Here is a 17,306-nt window from a genome sequence, read left to right as displayed (position 1 = left end):
CGCCTCAGACTTCTCACTCCAACAATATGACTCCCCATCGCTAACACCTGTCTGTTCCGCATTTCTAACGCCTTGGATAAACTGAAAGCGCATACTTCCTTTGGAAAGGAGTCCAACGATATGAACTTTAATCTTAACACGGTACCCTTCAGCCGAAGAGGCACCTTCCTGGCTATTTCTGAACTACCTGAATCGGATGTCAGGGCGGAGGGACTTTACTTACGGACTGTGCGTGGTGGGGATGATAAATTTGGTGAAGCTTTTCAAATTGAACTGCTGGACGAGAGTAATCAGTATATTCCGTACGAGGCTAAGGCAGAGCCTGCACTGCTTCGTTTGAATACGGATATCGACAATATCTATGCGGAGATTTGTATTACAGATGGCCGTACGGTCCGGTTCAAGAGCAGAGGATGTGGCATTCGCCTCACCTTCCGTACCTCTGCCTACGATTATGCTTATGAACACAGCGCAGGCAGCTTTGAAGTAAACAGCTTCACCCATGAATGCCGGTTCATGCTCACCCGGTTAACCGGGGCTCTCCAGATGGAGGTACCTTGGGACAAAATCAAGAGCTCTCGCATTGTGGCGGAGTTCATCCCTGAAGAAGGTACGGAAATTGCCGAGTTCGCGGTGGAAGAATTCCGCACGGTATGGGAACGTCGTGATGACTGGATGCCATGGGAGGAAGCGGTACAAGAGGTGCAACAGGAATATGACCAGTGGCTGGATGCAAGCTTGACTGTTCCCGAACGCTGGCAGGACGGCCGTGAACTGGCGGCTTATATTACCTGGTCCTGTCTGGTTCCTGCGGAAGGATGTTTGACCCGGCCAGCAATGTATATGTCGAAGAACTGGATGACGAATATTTGGAGCTGGGATCACTGCTTCAATGCGATGGCTCTGGTCAGACATCACCCGGAGCTGGCCTGGGACCAGTTTATGATTTTCTTCGACCGCCAGGATGGGAGTGGCCTGATTCCGGACTTTATCAACGACAAGTACGAGCTTTGGAACTGCAACAAACCGCCTATTCATGGCTGGACGCTGGCCTGGATGATGCAGCGGACGGATTATATTAAGGAATCCCATCTTCGTGAAGTGTATGGTCCATTGAGCAAGTGGACGAACTGGTGGTTCCATTACCGGGATAACGACAAGGACGGTATACCACAGTACAATCATGGAAACGATTCGGGTTGGGACAACAGTACTGCCTTTAATAACGGGATTCCGGTGGAGAGTCCGGATCTGGCAGCATTTTTAATCTTGCAGATTGAACTGCTTGCCGAAATTGCCGGGCTTCTGGGGCTTACCGACGAAAGCACCGCATGGAGACGATTAGGCGAGGAGACCCTGGAGAAAATGCTACGTCATTTCTGGAAGGATGGAAGGTTCACCGCTTGCCGTTCTGGAACTCACGAAGCATCCGACGGCGACAGCCTGCTGCTCTTCGTGCCCATTCTGCTTGGCAAGCGGCTGCCGGAGCCAATCCTGCGCGCACTGCTGGATGGTCTTCGGGATGAGAGCCGCTTCTTGACGCCGAACGGCTGGGCCACAGAGAGTGTGAAGAGCCCTTACTACACGCCGGATGGCTATTGGCGGGGCCCGATTTGGGCGCCATCAACCATGTTGCTCGTGGAAGGTGCGGCCGCGGCGGGGGATGTTGAACTGGCAAGCGAGGTAGCCCGCCGATTCTGCAATATGCTGAACAAGAGTGGCATGGCTGAGAACTTCGATGCCCTGACGGGTCAAGGTCTTCGCGACAGGGCATTTACTTGGACCTCAAGTGTCTTCTTAATCCTAGGGCACGAGTATACAACCTAAAAACATACGGGCACTTCCTCCTGGCCAAGACTGGCGTGAGGGGAAGTGCTTTCCCATATTCCGAGATATTCCCGAGTGTGCCAGTCCGTGCTACACTTCAACTATAAAAATGATATATATAAGGCGGGGATGAGAAGTCATGTGGAGTCATTTCTTTAAGAAGTTATATCATCGCTTCTCTATTCGCTCTTATCTCAGCATCCGGACCAAGCTGCTCTTTTGCTTTCTTATTGTCGCGATTATTCCGCTACTGTCACTGGGAGCCTTGAACTATTATCAATCCGCTATAGTCATTAACTCTCAATTCGGGAAATACGGGGAGAACACCGTGGCACAACTTGATCAGCAGATCAGTTCCGCTTTGAACCGGATGAATCAGACGACAGGAACAATCTATTCTTATCTCCTTGATCCTGCACGGGGGGGACTAGGTAATCACGTTCCAACTACGTATCAGGAGATTATGGATAAAGATGACTTCGAGGCGCTGCTTAAATCACTTAAGACGGATCTGACAAGAGGTATTTACCTGATTACCCGCTCTGGTTATTACTATGGAGAGAATAATCTGGATGTCAGTAAGCTTAATGATATCCCCGCCTGGCGGGCCATTACTTATTCATCCAAAGGGCCCTATTGGCTGGGCTTCTATCCTATGAATCATGGCATGGAAGCTTCGGTTACCGGGGAACCAATACTGGGGCTTGCTGTACGGATTAATAATCCGGCTGGAACCCAGCATGGAAGCACGATCTTAATTGAAGAGAATGCGCAGGTTCTTCTAGATATGTTCCATATGTTTGAGGAAGATACCAAAGCGCATTTGACGATAACTGATTCTGAAGGGCAACCCATTTACCAGTCAGATGCTCCATTCACTCCAGACGGTAGTGACGTGGTGTGGAATAGGACACTGGCAGCCAACGGATGGAAGATTGAAGCAAGGTTGTCGGCCAAAGCATTTTATTTTTCCTCAAGCCTGATCCGCTCCAACACAGTACTTGTAGCCATTGTTTCTTGTCTGCTTGCCTTTGGGCTAGCTTATATATTCTCATCGAAATTCACAGCTCGAATCCGCAGGCTGAAAGACTCGATGCAAAAGGTCAGCTTTGGCAAGCTACACACGAGGACCTTGGTGGAAGGCAAGGATGAACTCGGAAGCTTGGATACCAGCTTCAACCGTATGGTGGGGGGAATTCAATCCCTTGTGCAGGAAGTGGAGCAGAGTGAGCGGCTGAAGAAGGAGGCCGAGCTTAAGGCATTCCACTACCAAATTAATCCACACCTGCTCTTCAATACGCTGAATTCTATCCAGTGGAAGGCAAGGCTTCAAGGGGCAGAGGATATCCGCCAGATGCTCTATCATCTGACGATGGTGCTCGAAGGTAATCTGGATATCTCTCAGGAGTTGATCACGCTAGGCCGTGAACTCCGCATGATTGAGCATTTTCTGAAAATACAAGAGATCCGTTATGGGTCCGCATTCAATTATGAACAGACCTGTGACGAAGAGCTTAAGCTGTATCTGATTCCCCGTATGACTCTTCAGCCGCTTTTCGAGAACATCTTTTTTCATGGATTTGAAGACGGGAAGGGGAACATTTCGTTAAGTGTACGGGAGGAAGGCGAGCATCTGTTGTTAACATTGTCTGATGACGGTGCAGGAATCAATGAAGAGAAGCTGAGGGCGCTTATGCTTGTAAAGCCGGAAAGCAAACCGCAGGGACGCGGAGGACTCGGCGTCCAGAATGCTAATCAGAAGTTCAAGCTTCATTTCGGACAGCAGTATGGCTTGACGGTTCAATCCACGAAAGGTGAAGGCACTACTATCGTAATTCGGTGGCCCAAGAAGGAGGAGAGTCCGCATGGAGACAACTAAGACCATTAAAGTGTTAATTGCAGATGATGAGAGTATCGTGCGAAAAGGGCTTCGCTCTACAATTCCTTGGCATAAGTATGGGATGGAAGTGGTGGCGGATGCGCCGAACGGCCTTAAAGCCTGGGAGGCCTATCAGATTCACCTGCCTCAAATAGTGATTACCGACATCGTCATGCCGGAGATGAATGGGATTGAACTGTTACGCAAAGTTAAAGAAGTTGATAAAGACACCCGGATTATTCTGCTGAGCTGTCACCGTGACTTCGAATTTGCTCAGCAGGGAATTAAGCTTGGGGCTTCAGGATATCTGCTTAAGACAGCCTTTGAAGATGAAGAGCTGGAAGGAATGCTGGAGAAGTTCCAGAGGGAGCTTACATCGTCTGCTCCCGTAGCGGATGCTGAAACAAGCGAAATCTATGGAGAACGGCTGGGCTCTCTCTTGTTTGCCTGGCAGAGTGGACACAGCAGCAAATTTGTTGACGAAATAGATAAGCTCATTAGGGAGAAGCTGCCGCTGAATAGGGAACCCTTGTACATTTATCTGATCAAGACCTGTGGATGCGATTGTACTTACCTGGATCTCGTCAAGCTTAATGAGGATGAGAATAGCCGGATGCCCCACAGCGCATCTGTCATCATCCCTTACGGTGAGGACCTTTGCTACTGGATTGTACCTGGTGACGAGCTGGAGACTGCGGACAGTCTGCTCGTTCAGATGAAAAGCCAAACCGAGAAGCTGACCTGGGTGAAGAGAGGACCGCTGGGCAACGCTGAAGATTTAAGCAAAGCCTTCATGGCCCTTCACAAGGAAGCGGAAGTGGAGAAGCTGCATGGTATTACGTCTCAGGACTGGCCTGAACCGATCTGGAAGGCCGTGAAGCTTCTGCATGAGAACCCTGTGGCGGATTGGTCAGTTAGCGATTTGGCGAGCCAGGTGGGACTTAGCCGAAGCCATTTCTCGATCCTGTTTAAGAAGACGGTGGGCGACAGCTTTGTGGCTTTTCAATATAAAAGGAAGCTTAAGCTTGCCAAGGCCTTGCTGCGGGATACGCAGTTGACGATGCAGGATATTGCGGAGCGGACAGGGCTGGGCGACAGCAAATATTTTAGCAAATGGTTCAAACGCTGCACGGGTCAGACGCCTAGTTATTACCGCATACAACAAAAAGACGCCGTGATTCGAACAGATGGACACCCCGGCCTGTAAATCGAACAAAAGTACGCAAACATTCGAATAGATATCAGTTTTGAACCGCTTTCATAAAAGTTAAGATGAAAGCGGTTCAATTATTATTACCTCATTCAAAGGGGAGGCTGCCACAGTGAAAAAGAAAATTTCTCTTATTGTACTTGCCACTACGTTAATGGCAACTATGGTCACAGCTTGCGGGGGGAACAGTGAGCCTTCAACATCTACAGATGCTGCAGGCTCAGGGGAGACGAAGACGCTCCGTTTTGCGACATGGGATACCGGAGACGCGCTCAAGATTGAGCAAGACATCGCCAAGAAATTCGAAGCAGCCCATCCGGGTACGAAGGTTCAGGTAGAGGCTTATGCAGACGGTTTTGACCAGAAGCTTGCCGCCGGATTCGGGGCAACCAATCCGCCAGATGTGATGTATATGTGGGATTTCCCAACCTATCATCAATCTCTGGAACCACTGGACAGCTATTCGAGCAAAGATAAAGAATTGAACATCGAAGATTTCTATCCGGGATTGTTCAACTATGGCAAAATCGACGGCAAGCTATATGGCATTCCGGCAGGGTTCACCACACGCGTGGTCTATTACAACAAGAAGTTGTTCGACGATGCCAAGATCCCTTATCCGAAAGATGGATGGACATGGAAGGAGTTCCAGGACATCGCGGCTAAGCTCAGCGATAAGTCGAAGAAGCAGTACGGGTTCGGGGTTCGCGCTGAGAACGATACGTATGACCTTCAGAGCTTCGTATGGAGCAACGGAAGCTCATTCATCTCTGATGACGGCAAAACGATTGAAGGGTTTATGAACAGCAAAGAGACAGCTGAGTCCATCCAGATGCTCGGCGACATGGTTAAGAACGGCTCGGCTGTGCTGACCGGAGGCAAAGGCCAGCAGAGCGGAGATGACATTTTTAAAGCAGGTAAAATCGCTATGTGGGAGAGCGGTATCTGGCCGCTGGAATCGTTCAAGACGGCAGGCATAAATGTAGGTACGGTCGAAATCCCGGCGTTCCCGGGCAAACCGGTCAAAGGGGTGCTTGCGGAGTCCGCTTTGTCCATCGCCAAGGATTCGAAGCAGAAAGATCTGGCCTGGGAATTCGTGAAATTCTATGTGTCTAATGATTCGATCAAGATGCGTGTGGCGGATCTGCCTGTAAGGGTCAGTGTCGTAAACGAGCTGAAGAAAGATCAGGACCCGCTCTATAAACCGTATTACACGATGCTGGAGCGTTCCAGCAATACACCGGCGTTCCTGCTCAATCCAAAATGGAATGAAGTCAACCGCCAGCTCTCTGCTGCGGTGGAAGCGGTTATGCACGGCAGCAACGCCCAGGAAGTGCTGAATCAGGCTGTTAAAGATAGTGAACGTTATTTAAAATAACACATTTACAGAAAGAAGGTTAAGAGATGGCTCAGACCTTTCTGCATCAAGCAGGGGAGCCTATGGCCCAGCTCAAGCCTACACGAAAACGTAGTTGGGGTAGGGCTGTTCCCTACCTCTTCATTTTTCCTTGGATCTTCGGATTCCTCGTGTTTACCTTGGGGCCATTGTTATTTTCCCTTATCATCTCTTTTTTTGATTGGCCGATTGTCGGCGAAGTGCACTTTATCGGGTTTGGCAATTATGCGGAAATGTTTACGGATGATCCGTTGTTCTGGACCTCACTCGGGGTCACCCTCAAATTTGCGGCTCTGTTCGTTCCATTGAACATCATTGTGGCGCTTGGGCTTGCGATTCTCTTGAATCAGAAGACAAGGGGCAGTGCCATATTTCGAACCGCCTTTTATATTCCCTCCGTTATTTCTGGTGTCGCTCTGGCTATGATCTGGTCTTGGGTGTACAGCGGTGATTACGGGATTCTGAATTACTTCCTGTCCCTGATCGGTATTCAGGGCCCTGATTGGCTCAACGATAAGCAATGGTCATTAGTAGCGATGGTGGTCGCAAGTCTCTGGGGACAAGGCTCGATGATGCTGATCTTTCTGGCTGGCCTCAAAGGGATTCCGAGAGATCTTTATGAATCCGCTTCCATTGATGGTGCTGGTAAGATCAGACAATTCTTCAGTGTGACGATTCCGATGATCACTCCGACGATTTTATTCAACTTAATTACTTCCATCATTGCAGCCTTCCAGCAGCTGACTCTGGCTTTATTGCTGACCGGAGGCGGTCCAATGAAAGCAACCTATTTCTATGCCATGTACATGTATGAGAATGCGTTTAAGTATTTCAAAATGGGATATTCGGCAGCTAACGCCTGGTTCATGTTCCTGATCGTGCTCGGCTTGACCTTCCTGGTGTTCAAATCCTCGGAAGCCTGGGTGTTTTACGAAGGTGAAATGAAGAAGAATCCTCAGGAGAAGCTGAAGGCTCAAGGAAGGAGACGTTCTTTGTGAAGAAAATACTCGTATACGTCCTGCTTCTCTTTTTTTCACTGTTGTTCATGGCCCCGCTGTTCTGGGCGGTTACGACTGCGCTCAAGTCACAGTCCGAGCTGTATCTTTTTCCACCTAAATGGATTCCTTCTGTATGGAAGTTCAGCAATTTTGCAGAGGCGTGGAACATTCAACCTTTCAATATGTTTCTGAAAAACACACTGATTATTACCATCCTGTCGACGTTCGGTCAACTGATTTCATGCACGCTTGTAGCCTATGGATTCGCCAGATTTCAGTTCAAGGGCAGGGACTTTCTGTTCCTGGTTGTGTTGGCAACAATGATGATTCCCTGGGAAGTCACTATGATCCCGCAGTATATGCTGTTCAACGTTCTGGGATGGATTAATACGCTCAAAGCCCTTATTGTACCGTCTTTCTTCGGGTCCGCCTATTTCATTTTCCTGCTACGGCAGTTCATTCTCACCATCCCGCGTGAGCTAGACGAAGCAGCTACAATCGACGGAGCCAATAAGCTGACCGTATTAACACGGATTATTGTCCCGCTGATGGGGCCTTCGCTGATCCTGGTCGCTGTGTTCCAGGTAATGGGATGTTGGAATGATTATCTCGGGCCGCTCATTTTCCTTAACGACCAGACGAAATACACATTGACCTTAGGGCTCTCACAGTTCAAAGGGATGTACGGTGTGGATATGCAGTCCATTATGGCGATTACAGTTCTGATCTCGATCCCGCCGCTGGCAATCTTCTTTTTCGCTCAACGTTACATCGTTGGCGGCATTGCGACTACGGGCATTAAAGGTTAATTGGCCGCAGCGGGTACGGGAAGCTAATAACAGCACACAGCGCAGAGTAGAGAAAAGAGAGGAGAAATGAACCATGACACAGCAAACCATCGGGAGGGATTGGGATGATCTTGGCATCCTTCAGCGAGGGCGGGCCAAAAGCCGGGCCTACTTCATCCCCTATTCTGACTGGTCAGGGGCACTAACTAACAATAGGGGAAGCTCCCCCTGGTTCAAATCCTTGAATGGCATATGGAAATTCAATTATGCAAAGGGACCAAAGTGGGCTCCGGATTATTTCTACGAGGAGGCGTATGATACTTCCGGCTGGGATGAGATTCAGGTACCGGGGCACTGGCAGCTACAGGGATACGGAACTCCACATTATACGGACCTATATTATCCGTTTCCAGCAGACCCCCCGCATGTGCCTGACGAGAATCCGACAGGCAGTTATGTGAGAGAGTTCATGCTGCCTGAATCATGGAACGGGCGGAATGTAGCCATTAAGTTCGACGGGGTGGATAGTGCGTTTCATATCTGGGTAAACGGCAAATCGGTCGGATACAGTCAGGGCAGCCGCCTAACCTCAGAATTCGATCTCACTCCTTATGTGAAACCGGGCCACAATACCTTAGCCGTTAGAGTGTACCAATGGTCGGACGGAAGTTATCTGGAAGATCAGGATATGTGGTGGATGAGCGGGATTTTTAGAGATGTGTATCTGCTCTCCGAGCCGTCTTCGCTCCGCATTACCGATTATCAGATTATAACGGAACTAGATGAATCATACCGTGATGGGATCTTGTCTGTTCATGTGAACATACAAGGGGAAGCTGCTGAACAGGGCAGACTGCGGCTTGAACTGCTTAAACGAAGTGGTGAATCTGTTGCATGGGCTGAGGATCGGGTTACTGCAGGAAAGAATGTGCAGCTTATAATGCCGGTAGGACAGCCGGAATTGTGGAGTGCAGAATCCCCCAATTTGTACCAACTGAAGATCACTTTGTTGGATGAAAGTGGAGATACGGTAGAGATGACGGCCCAGCGGGTTGGATTCCGCACAGTTGAGGTGCGCGGCGGACAATTCCTGGTGAATGGAAAGGCGATTCAACTCAAAGGAGTCAATCGTCACGATCATCACCCGGATACAGGTCGCACAGTCACCGTCTCTACCATGCTACAGGACATCAAGATGATGAAGCAGCACAATATTAACGCCGTAAGAACCGCGCACTATCCGAATGATCCCCGGTTCTATGATCTGTGTGATGAGTACGGCTTATATGTTATGGAAGAGACCGATCTGGAGACACACGGATTCGAACTGCTTGGCAATATTTCCAGACTCAGCGATGATCCTGCCTGGCAGGAAGCCTACGTGGAGCGCGTTCAGCGAATGGTCGAGCGTGACAAGAATCATCCTTCCGTGATCTTCTGGTCGCTTGGGAATGAGTCCGGCTTCGGCTGCAATTTCCGGGCGATGGCGCAGTGGTGCAGAGAAGCTGACCCAACACGGCTTATTCATTACGAAGAAGATCGCGAAGCGGAGGTCTGTGATGTGGTAAGCACGATGTACTCCTCCGTTGAGAAGATGGAAGGCTTCGGTCAGTTGACTGACCATCCGAAGCCGCATATTCTGTGTGAATTCGCGCATGCCATGGGCAACGGACCCGGTGGATTAAGACCTTATTTTGATACTTTTGACAAGTACGATAGACTGCAGGGCGGCTTTGTGTGGGAATGGATTGACCACGGGCTGAGCTGGAAGACGGCAGATGGGAAGGCTGATTACGCTTATGGCGGGGACTTCGGGGATGTGCCCAATAACAGTAACTTCGTCATAGACGGTCTAGTCCGGCCGGACCGAACGCCATCTCCGGGCCTGCTTGAATACAAGAAAATTATCGAGCCGGTTCGGGTCGAGTATATAAGCAGGAACAAGGTTAATGTGATTAACCGCTATGATTTCCTGACACTGGATCACCTATATGCTGATTGGAGCATTACCATGGATGGACGTACCGTTCGAAGCGGAGTTCTTGCACTGCCAGAGATTGAAGCGGGCGGACAGGCAGAAGTGGAGATTCCTTATGATCTCAGTCTTGATGCTCTCCTTCGCAGTGAGGATGCGGAACAATGGCTGAACATCTGCTTCTCAATCGCCGCTGACTGTCTTTGGGCGGAGCAGGGTCATGAAGTAGCTTGGGCTCAGTTTCTAATGAAGGATGAGTTGGGAAATCGTGTTGGCGATAGTCATACAGGGCATTCAGATGACCCTTCCAATGCTGCTATCCGGATGGGAAGTCAACAGATCAGGCAGAATCTTCACTGCACAGAAGCTGCTGGGCAGATCATTCTAGCAAATGATGACTTCCGTATGGCCTTTGACACGCGGAGCGGGCGAATCGATTCGCTTCGTCTGAATGGCAAGGAACTATTGAAAGCCGGACCGCGGCTGAATTTCTGGCGTGCACCGATCGACAATGACATGTATGTGCTACCGGACTGGCGCAAAGCGCACCTGGATCGGCTAACAGAACGCGTTGATGAGGTTAGCTGGACCCGGCTTGACGAAGGGACCATCTGCATTACTGTAAGCTCAAGGATTGCTCCGCCAGTTTTTGATTGGGGTTTCCGGTGTGTAACTACCTATACCGTAACCAGCATAGGGCAAATCACTATGGATGTGCAGGGTACACCGGAGGGCAAACCGCCAGAAATGCTGCCTAAGATTGGACTCCAGATGGAGATTTCGGGTGACATGGATCGGGTGAAATGGTATGGCCGAGGTCCCGGTGAGAATTATTCGGACAGCAAAGAGGCATGCCGTGTTGGAGTGTATACAGCTTCAATTGATGGACTATTCACTCCATATATATATCCGCAGGAGAATGGGAACCGGATGGATGTCAGATGGATATCCGTCACAGACGCATCCGGACTTGGTCTACTTGCTGCGGGTATTCCGACGCTTGAATTCAGCGCGCGCCGTTATACGGACAAGGATCTTGAAGAGGCACAACATGCAAGCGAGCTTGTTCCGCGTGACTTTGTCACGCTGAATCTGGATTACCGGCAGAATGGGCTGGGCAGCAACAGTTGTGGACCTGCCCAGATGCCGAATCATAAGGTAACATCGGAAGCTTTTACATTCCGTATTCGGCTCATTCCGTTTTTATCAGAAGATACCACGCCAGAGTGGCTTGCTAGACAAATGCTGTACGGGTTACCACAATCGCATCAATGAGAGGAGGGAACAGCATGCTCCACACACAGGATGTACTCAATTTAAGCGGAAAGATAGCTGTTGTTACCGGAGGTGCTTCAGGTATTGGCCTTGCTACGGCTGTACTGCTTGCAGATTTCGGAGCACATGTGGTTGTGCTGGACATCAATGTAAGGCAAGGGGAGCAGGCTGTTCATGAGATGAAAGGGCGGGGAAGGGAGGCAAGCTTCCACCGCTGCGATGTCTCCTCTTCGGAGGACTGCATGCGTGCTGCCTCAGAGATTGAGAACACGTACGGCAAAGTCGATATTCTGTTCAACAATGCGGGGATTATCCGCCGCAAGACCGTTGTCGAGCTTGAGGAAGCCGACTGGGATCTGGTGATGGATGTATCGCTTAAGGGAGTCTATCTACTCTCCAAATATATGATCCCGGTGATGGAGCGCGGAGGCGGTGGCAGCATCATAAATACCGGCTCCGGCTGGGGCCTTAAAGGCGGGGACCGTGCCGCTTCCTACTGTGCAGCCAAGGCTGGTGTGGTCAATCTCACCCGAGCCATGGCCATTGATCATGGCCACGCGAACATTCGCGTGAACTGCGTGTCCCCGGGCGACACGGATACACCACTTCTGCGCGATGAAGCCAAGCAGCTTCAGCAGGACGAAGCTGCTTTCCTGGTGGCCTCAGCGGGGGGACGCCCACTGGAGCGGCTGGGCACACCACGTGATATCGCGAATGCGGTGCTGTTTCTGGCCAGCGATCTGTCTTCCTGGGTCACCGGCAGCGTACTTGTTGTGGATGGTGGCGGCATTGCCTAACGGTTAAAGAAATAAACACTTTAAATCAACCTTTTAAGGACGGAGGCGTTAACCTTGTCTGAATACAGAACTTATGCCCATCCCTATATTCCGAACACAGTACCAGAAGTCCGGGAGGCAATGCTGAAGGAAATCGGCCTGAGCTCTATCGACCAGCTGCACGATGCAATTCCGGACAGTCTCAAGCTCAAGCGGGAGATGAATCTTCCTCCAGCTATGAATGAATATGAGCTTCGTCGACATATCGAGGCTCTGCTTGCGAAGAACAAGCATGGCGCCGATTATATCAACTTCCTCGGGGCTGGCTGCTGGCAGCATTTCGTTCCGGCTGTATGCGACGAAATTAATCAGCGCTCGGAGTTCGTGACGGCTTATGCAGGAGAGCCTTACGAAGACCACGGCCGATTTCAGTCCTTGTTCGAGTATCAGAGCCTGATGGCCGAACTCGTCGATATGGACGTAGTTAACGTCCCTACCTTTGACTGGGCACAGGCAGCCTCCACGGCCATCCGAATGGCTGGCCGGATTACAGGCCGCAGGATTGCGCTGCTCTCCAGATCCGTCGATCCGGATAAAGCCAAGATCATTACCAATTACTGTACACCAGTAATGGAGATTAGATACGTGGAGATTGATCCGGTGACAGGAAAAATAGATTTGGATGATCTGCAAGGCAAGCTTGAGGAAGGAACAGCAGCGTTCTACTTCGAGAATCCGGGTTATCTCGGAATTATTGAGGATCAGGGTGCTCAAATATCTGAGCTTGTGCACGCGGTGAACGCTATCTCTATTGTAGGCGTTGATCCGATCTCCCTTGGCGTACTGGAACCTCCAAGCCGTTACGGCGCTGATATTGTCTGTGGAGATTTGCAGCCGCTGGGCATGCATATGAACTATGGTGGGGGCCAAGCCGGATTCATCGCTACCCGGGATGAAGAAACTTATGTGATGGAATATCCGTCCCGCCTGTTCGGTATTGTTCCTACTGAAGTGGAAGGTGAATATGGCTTCGGTGATGTAGCCTATGAGCGTACATCCTTTGCCCAACGGGAGAAGGGGAAGGAGTCGGTGGGAACACAGACAGCACTGTGGGGAATTACCGCCGGAGTCTATCTATCCCTGCTTGGACCAGTGGGGATGCAGGAAGTTGGGGAGACCATTATACAGAAATCTCAATATGCTGCGAATAAGCTGTGTGCCATTCCCGGGGTCTCTTTGCGCTTTGAAGATACAGCCTTTTTCAAAGAATTTGTCTTAGATTTCAACGAGACTGGAATATCTGTTGCTGAGATTAACAAGCGTCTTTTAGAAGTAGGGATTTTCGGAGGAAAAGATCTATACTCCGCTTATCCCCAGTGGGGAGAATGTGCTCTATACTGCGTAACTGAAATTCATATGCAGGCAGATCTGGACCGGCTTGCCTCAGCTATCGAGAACATTGTCTGCAAGAATTAATAGTACAGAAGAGTAGGAGGAAAGCCATGAAACGGATTCGTAGAGATCATAAGGTGCGCCGCTTTCACCAGGCCAAATGGGATGAACCGGTGATCTTCGAGCTTCACCGATCGGGTGAGCGCGGAGTGATCCCGCCGGGCACTGAGGCTGGGATTGCCGAGGTTGTCGGTCAAGGCTCAGCCCGAATTCCATCAGCGATGCGGCGAAAAGAAGCGCCGGCGCTTCCCGAGATCGGTCAGGCCAAAGTTCTTAGGCATTATTTAAGACTTTCCCAAGAGACTTTGGGTTCAGATCTTAATGTAGAGATCGGACAGGGGACGTGTACGATGAAGTATATTCCCCGTATCAATGAAATGCTTATACGTACCCCAAATCTGATGGAACTGCATCCTCTGCAGGATGCTGGATCCGTTCAAGGAATCCTGGAAATCTACTTTAGGCTGGACCAGGCGATGCGTGAAATATCAGGGATGAATGCTTTCTCGTTCCAGCCAAGCAGTGGCACTCAGGCCTTGCTGGCCATGGCTTCCATTGTTCGGGCATACCACGATTCACGCGGCGAGGGAGACCAACGGGATGAGATCATTACGACCATCTTTTCACATCCGTCCCAAGCGGCGACCGCAGCTGTTAAAGGATATAAGATTATTACACTGCATCCTGACGAAGACGGATTCCCGGATCTGGAGAAGCTGAAGAATGCCATTTCTGAACGCACGGCGGGTTTCGTCGTGGCCAATCCGGAAGACACAGGTATATACAATCATCGTATTCGCGAGTTCACGGACGTGGTTCATGAAGCAGGAGGAATCTGCTTCTACGATCAGGCGAACGCGAATGGGCTGCTGGGTATTACCCGGGCCAAGGAAGCCGGGTTTGACATGTGTTTCTTCAACCTGCATAAGACCTTTGCTGCACCTCACATGTGCGGAGGGCCGGCTACAGGCGCTCTTGGGGTAACCGATTCCCTTAAGCGTTTCCTGCCCGGTCCGCTTGTTGACTGGGACGGTAGTCGTTATGTCCTTGTAGAGCAAAGCGGTGATAGCATCGGCAAAGTCCGCAGTTTCCACGGGGTGGCCCAGACTGTACTTCGTTCCTACGCTTGGATTATGAGCCTGGGGCCAGACGGTCTTAAGAATGTGGCCCAAATCGCTGTACTGAATAATAACTACCTGTATCACAAAATTCTGCAAATCCGCGGAGCCAGCGCTCCTTACATCAAGGGCCGGCGTCTTGAACAAGTAAGGTACAGTTGGAAGCAGCTTACGGATGAGACTGGGATAACGACAGAAGACATCACCCGCCGGATGTGTGATTTCGGCCTGCATTATTGGACATCCCATCATCCGTACATCGTTCCGCAGCCGTTCACCCTGGAGCCGACTGAATCTTATTCGAAGGAAGATCTTGATGAATATATCGAGGCGCTGACCCATATTTCGAATGAAGCTTACACGCAGCCGCATATCGTCAAATCAGCTCCGCACAACAGTACCGTTCACCGGAATGTGGAATCTTCTCTTGATGATCCTGCAAAGTGGTGTATCACGTGGCGGGCTTATCTAAAGAAGACACAGCCGGAATAGGGCTTGGCCCTACAATTAAAATATACATTTGAAAGTAGAGGGGCTCCGAATGGAGCCCTTCCTATTTGATTGTATCACCAAGGAAAGGGGTTATGGGTATGTCTGGGTATATGAGGAACTTGCTACGCCTGTCTGTCGGCGTCCGCCGGTTTCTTATGACAGAAGCCATGTATGGCATCGGCATCGGTATGTATTCGCTAGTTCTTAATTTGCATTTGCTGTCCAAAGGAATGAAGGAGGATGAAATCGGGCTGCTCATGTCCATAGGTATACTGATCATGGGTGCATTGGCTATTCCTGTATCCATATCTGCAAACCGTATAGGCCGTAAAAAGCTGCTGGTATCCGGCATCATGTTTATAGCGGCAGGAAGTGCACTTTATGCGATTGGAAATCATTCCGGCATATTCTATTTGGCTCAAACTTTGGTCTCGATTGGCCTTACTCTTGTGGAGACGACGGAGGTGCAGTTGCTATTTCACTATTGTGCCTCGCGCAAGGAAGAAGCAAGTGCCTTCTCCCTGATGTTTGCCGTGTTTACGGCATTTACAGGGGCAGGAACCCTGGCTGCCGGATACTTGCCGAATTCGGCTGATAGCGGGGATGGATATGGGCTTACGCTACTGCTTGCTGCACTGGTTTTCGTTGTTCACAGTATGATTAGAGGACTCTGGCTTCCCTCTGAGGGGAGGGAAAGCGAAACGGTTAGAACCTCTGAAGTTCTGGAAGTGAACAGTGAAGTCTCTAGTTTGAGGAAAAAGCTGCCTTCCGGCACACTCTGGTTGTTCTCGGTATTCATGGCCCTGCTCGGAGGAGCGATAGCCATCACTGGGTCATTTCTTAATGTAATTGTAAAGTATAGACTGAACTGGATGGATGACAAAGTGTCAATTCTGCTGGCGGTAAGCGGAGTTGTTTTGTTTGCAGCTTCTTTAATGACGCCTTACGTATTAGAGCGTTTTGGCCACAATGTGGCCATCGTATCTGTCTTTTTGGTTAACATACTCGTGTTCGCCTCTTTATCCTGGGCTATGCCAGTCTGGATGTTCACAATTGTGTTTCTGGTTCGCGGGGGAGGGCTTACGATGCTGTCTAATCTGCTGGATAGTCAGTTGATGTCTGCCTTTAAGGAGCGGGAGAGGAATCTCTACGCAGGGATGAGATCCGTATTTCGGAGCCTCGGATCATCCGGCGCCGCTCTGCTTACGGGATGGATTTTGATTGGACAGGATTATGAAATGCCCTTTTTTCTGACATCTGTAGTATTGCTTCTCTGTCTGGTTTATTACATCTGGTTCATACGCCCAATTCTGGATAAAAGGCTGAAAGAATGAATCACTCAGTACAACGTTCATAAGAATAATTTAATCTGGACAGCAGCATGAATACTCCATCCGGTTAAATTGATCTAACGATAAGGGGCTGTCCAAAAACCATGTAAAAAGGATATAGGACGCCTCTGCATTAAATCCATCCGAAGAAGAACTTATATCTTATGGGTTTGTTGTTTCTTTTTGCCCACTCCCTAATTTCCTCCATGCCATTAACCGTATTCTCCTTTTTAAAAGTAAAGTACAGATGTAGTGGAACCAACTTTTTATCAACAGTCTTAATTCCAATTCGTTTACCATCGATAAACACTGAACTTATTTCATCCGCATCGTATCTTTTCTTATTTAAAGAAATAATAAAATTGTCGCCAATTGTAATACTCTTAGAACTAAGAAATCGATAGAGTAAAAATATGATAATAATGAATATAAAGATGAACCATATTCTTGGAAAGAAGAACAGGAAGTCAGGTGTGCGGTTAGTACTAATATGCATAGTAATTATCAAGGAAACTTCTGAAATACACATTGCAAATAGTGTTTTCATTACGTTTGGATGTTTGATTGAAAGAGACGTTTCATGAAATCTCAAGTTACTTCATCCTTTCTCCTGTAATTCAAAGGCTCCGATAGGTATTTAACTGTTTTACGTGTAAAGACAGAGGGCAATACTTCTATACGGTTGTTATCCATAATGATTTTACCATATATTGTGATATCAGCGCTTGATCATGTTTTTATACTGCTCTATTAGTGAAGTTGCGCGGGCTAATGCTTATTTTTTTCTAT

Annotated in this window: 12 protein-coding genes; 11 read left to right on the top strand and 1 reads right to left on the bottom strand. The window is 49.3% G+C overall.

Annotated elements, in window-relative coordinates:
* Window positions 1–120: 120 nt before the first annotated feature.
* From L1028_RS20160 to L1028_RS20110, 11 genes are all read left to right on the top strand, one after another.
* Window positions 121–1,827, top strand: coding sequence for an amylo-alpha-1,6-glucosidase (locus L1028_RS20160; protein WP_234538803.1), 1,707 nt, complete (start codon window positions 121–123; stop codon window positions 1,825–1,827).
* Window positions 1,828–1,966: 139 nt separating this feature from the next.
* Complete coding sequence (locus tag L1028_RS20155) at window positions 1,967–3,706, top strand: sensor histidine kinase (protein ID WP_234538667.1); 1,740 nt, start codon at window positions 1,967–1,969, stop codon at window positions 3,704–3,706.
* A complete protein-coding gene (locus L1028_RS20150) occupies window positions 3,693–4,913 on the top strand; it encodes a response regulator transcription factor (RefSeq protein ID WP_234538665.1) in 1,221 nt (406 codons plus the stop codon). Before L1028_RS20155 ends, L1028_RS20150 begins: the two co-directional genes overlap by 14 nt.
* A gap of 157 nt (window positions 4,914–5,070) precedes the next feature.
* Complete coding sequence (locus tag L1028_RS20145; protein WP_423803066.1) at window positions 5,071–6,294, top strand: ABC transporter substrate-binding protein; 1,224 nt, start codon at window positions 5,071–5,073, stop codon at window positions 6,292–6,294.
* Between the two features lie 62 nt (window positions 6,295–6,356).
* Entirely contained in the window at window positions 6,357–7,310 is a 954-nt protein-coding gene (locus L1028_RS20140; protein WP_234538801.1) for a carbohydrate ABC transporter permease, read from the top strand.
* A 47-nt stretch (window positions 7,311–7,357) separates the two neighbouring features.
* Window positions 7,358–8,119 carry a carbohydrate ABC transporter permease gene (locus tag L1028_RS20135; RefSeq protein WP_423803065.1) on the top strand — a complete coding sequence of 254 codons (762 nt, stop codon included), beginning with the start codon at window positions 7,358–7,360 and terminating at the stop codon, window positions 8,117–8,119.
* 73 nt (window positions 8,120–8,192) lie between these two features.
* Entirely contained in the window at window positions 8,193–11,348 is a 3,156-nt protein-coding gene (gene lacZ / locus L1028_RS20130) for a beta-galactosidase, LacZ type (protein WP_234538659.1), read from the top strand.
* Between the two features lie 14 nt (window positions 11,349–11,362).
* Complete coding sequence (locus L1028_RS20125; RefSeq protein ID WP_234538657.1) at window positions 11,363–12,145, top strand: SDR family NAD(P)-dependent oxidoreductase; 783 nt, start codon at window positions 11,363–11,365, stop codon at window positions 12,143–12,145.
* A 54-nt stretch (window positions 12,146–12,199) separates the two neighbouring features.
* The gene (gene gcvPA, locus L1028_RS20120) at window positions 12,200–13,600 is read left to right on the top strand and encodes an aminomethyl-transferring glycine dehydrogenase subunit GcvPA (protein WP_279306890.1); all 1,401 of its coding nucleotides are present in this window, start codon (window positions 12,200–12,202) and stop codon (window positions 13,598–13,600) included.
* 26 nt (window positions 13,601–13,626) lie between these two features.
* Window positions 13,627–15,186 (top strand): aminomethyl-transferring glycine dehydrogenase subunit GcvPB, encoded by a 1,560-nt coding sequence (gcvPB, locus tag L1028_RS20115; protein WP_234538656.1) that lies wholly within the window; start codon window positions 13,627–13,629, stop codon window positions 15,184–15,186.
* Window positions 15,187–15,284: 98 nt separating this feature from the next.
* Window positions 15,285–16,520 (top strand): MFS transporter, encoded by a 1,236-nt coding sequence (locus L1028_RS20110; RefSeq protein ID WP_234538654.1) that lies wholly within the window; start codon window positions 15,285–15,287, stop codon window positions 16,518–16,520.
* A 130-nt stretch (window positions 16,521–16,650) separates the two neighbouring features.
* On the opposite strand, the gene L1028_RS20105 is transcribed toward L1028_RS20110, so the two are convergent.
* Complete coding sequence (locus L1028_RS20105; protein WP_234538652.1) at window positions 16,651–17,109, bottom strand: hypothetical protein; 459 nt, start codon at window positions 17,107–17,109, stop codon at window positions 16,651–16,653.
* Window positions 17,110–17,306 lie beyond the last annotated feature (197 nt).

This window comes from Paenibacillus pseudetheri (assembly GCF_924513355.1).
GTDB lineage: Bacteria > Bacillota > Bacilli > Paenibacillales > Paenibacillaceae > Paenibacillus_AQ > Paenibacillus_AQ pseudetheri.
This window is presented reverse-complemented; position numbering and strand designations above follow the sequence as displayed.

Coding starts and splice junctions, on each gene's coding strand:
- L1028_RS20160 (WP_234538803.1), top strand. CDS start 121: ATGAACTTTAATCTTAACACGGTACCCTTCAGCCGAAGAGGCACCTTC.
- L1028_RS20155 (WP_234538667.1), top strand. CDS start 1,967: ATGTGGAGTCATTTCTTTAAGAAGTTATATCATCGCTTCTCTATTCGC.
- L1028_RS20150 (WP_234538665.1), top strand. CDS start 3,693: ATGGAGACAACTAAGACCATTAAAGTGTTAATTGCAGATGATGAGAGT.
- L1028_RS20145 (WP_423803066.1), top strand. CDS start 5,071: ATGGCAACTATGGTCACAGCTTGCGGGGGGAACAGTGAGCCTTCAACA.
- L1028_RS20140 (WP_234538801.1), top strand. CDS start 6,357: ATGGCCCAGCTCAAGCCTACACGAAAACGTAGTTGGGGTAGGGCTGTT.
- L1028_RS20135 (WP_423803065.1), top strand. CDS start 7,358: ATGGCCCCGCTGTTCTGGGCGGTTACGACTGCGCTCAAGTCACAGTCC.
- lacZ (WP_234538659.1), top strand. CDS start 8,193: ATGACACAGCAAACCATCGGGAGGGATTGGGATGATCTTGGCATCCTT.
- L1028_RS20125 (WP_234538657.1), top strand. CDS start 11,363: ATGCTCCACACACAGGATGTACTCAATTTAAGCGGAAAGATAGCTGTT.
- gcvPB (WP_234538656.1), top strand. CDS start 13,627: ATGAAACGGATTCGTAGAGATCATAAGGTGCGCCGCTTTCACCAGGCC.
- L1028_RS20110 (WP_234538654.1), top strand. CDS start 15,285: ATGTCTGGGTATATGAGGAACTTGCTACGCCTGTCTGTCGGCGTCCGC.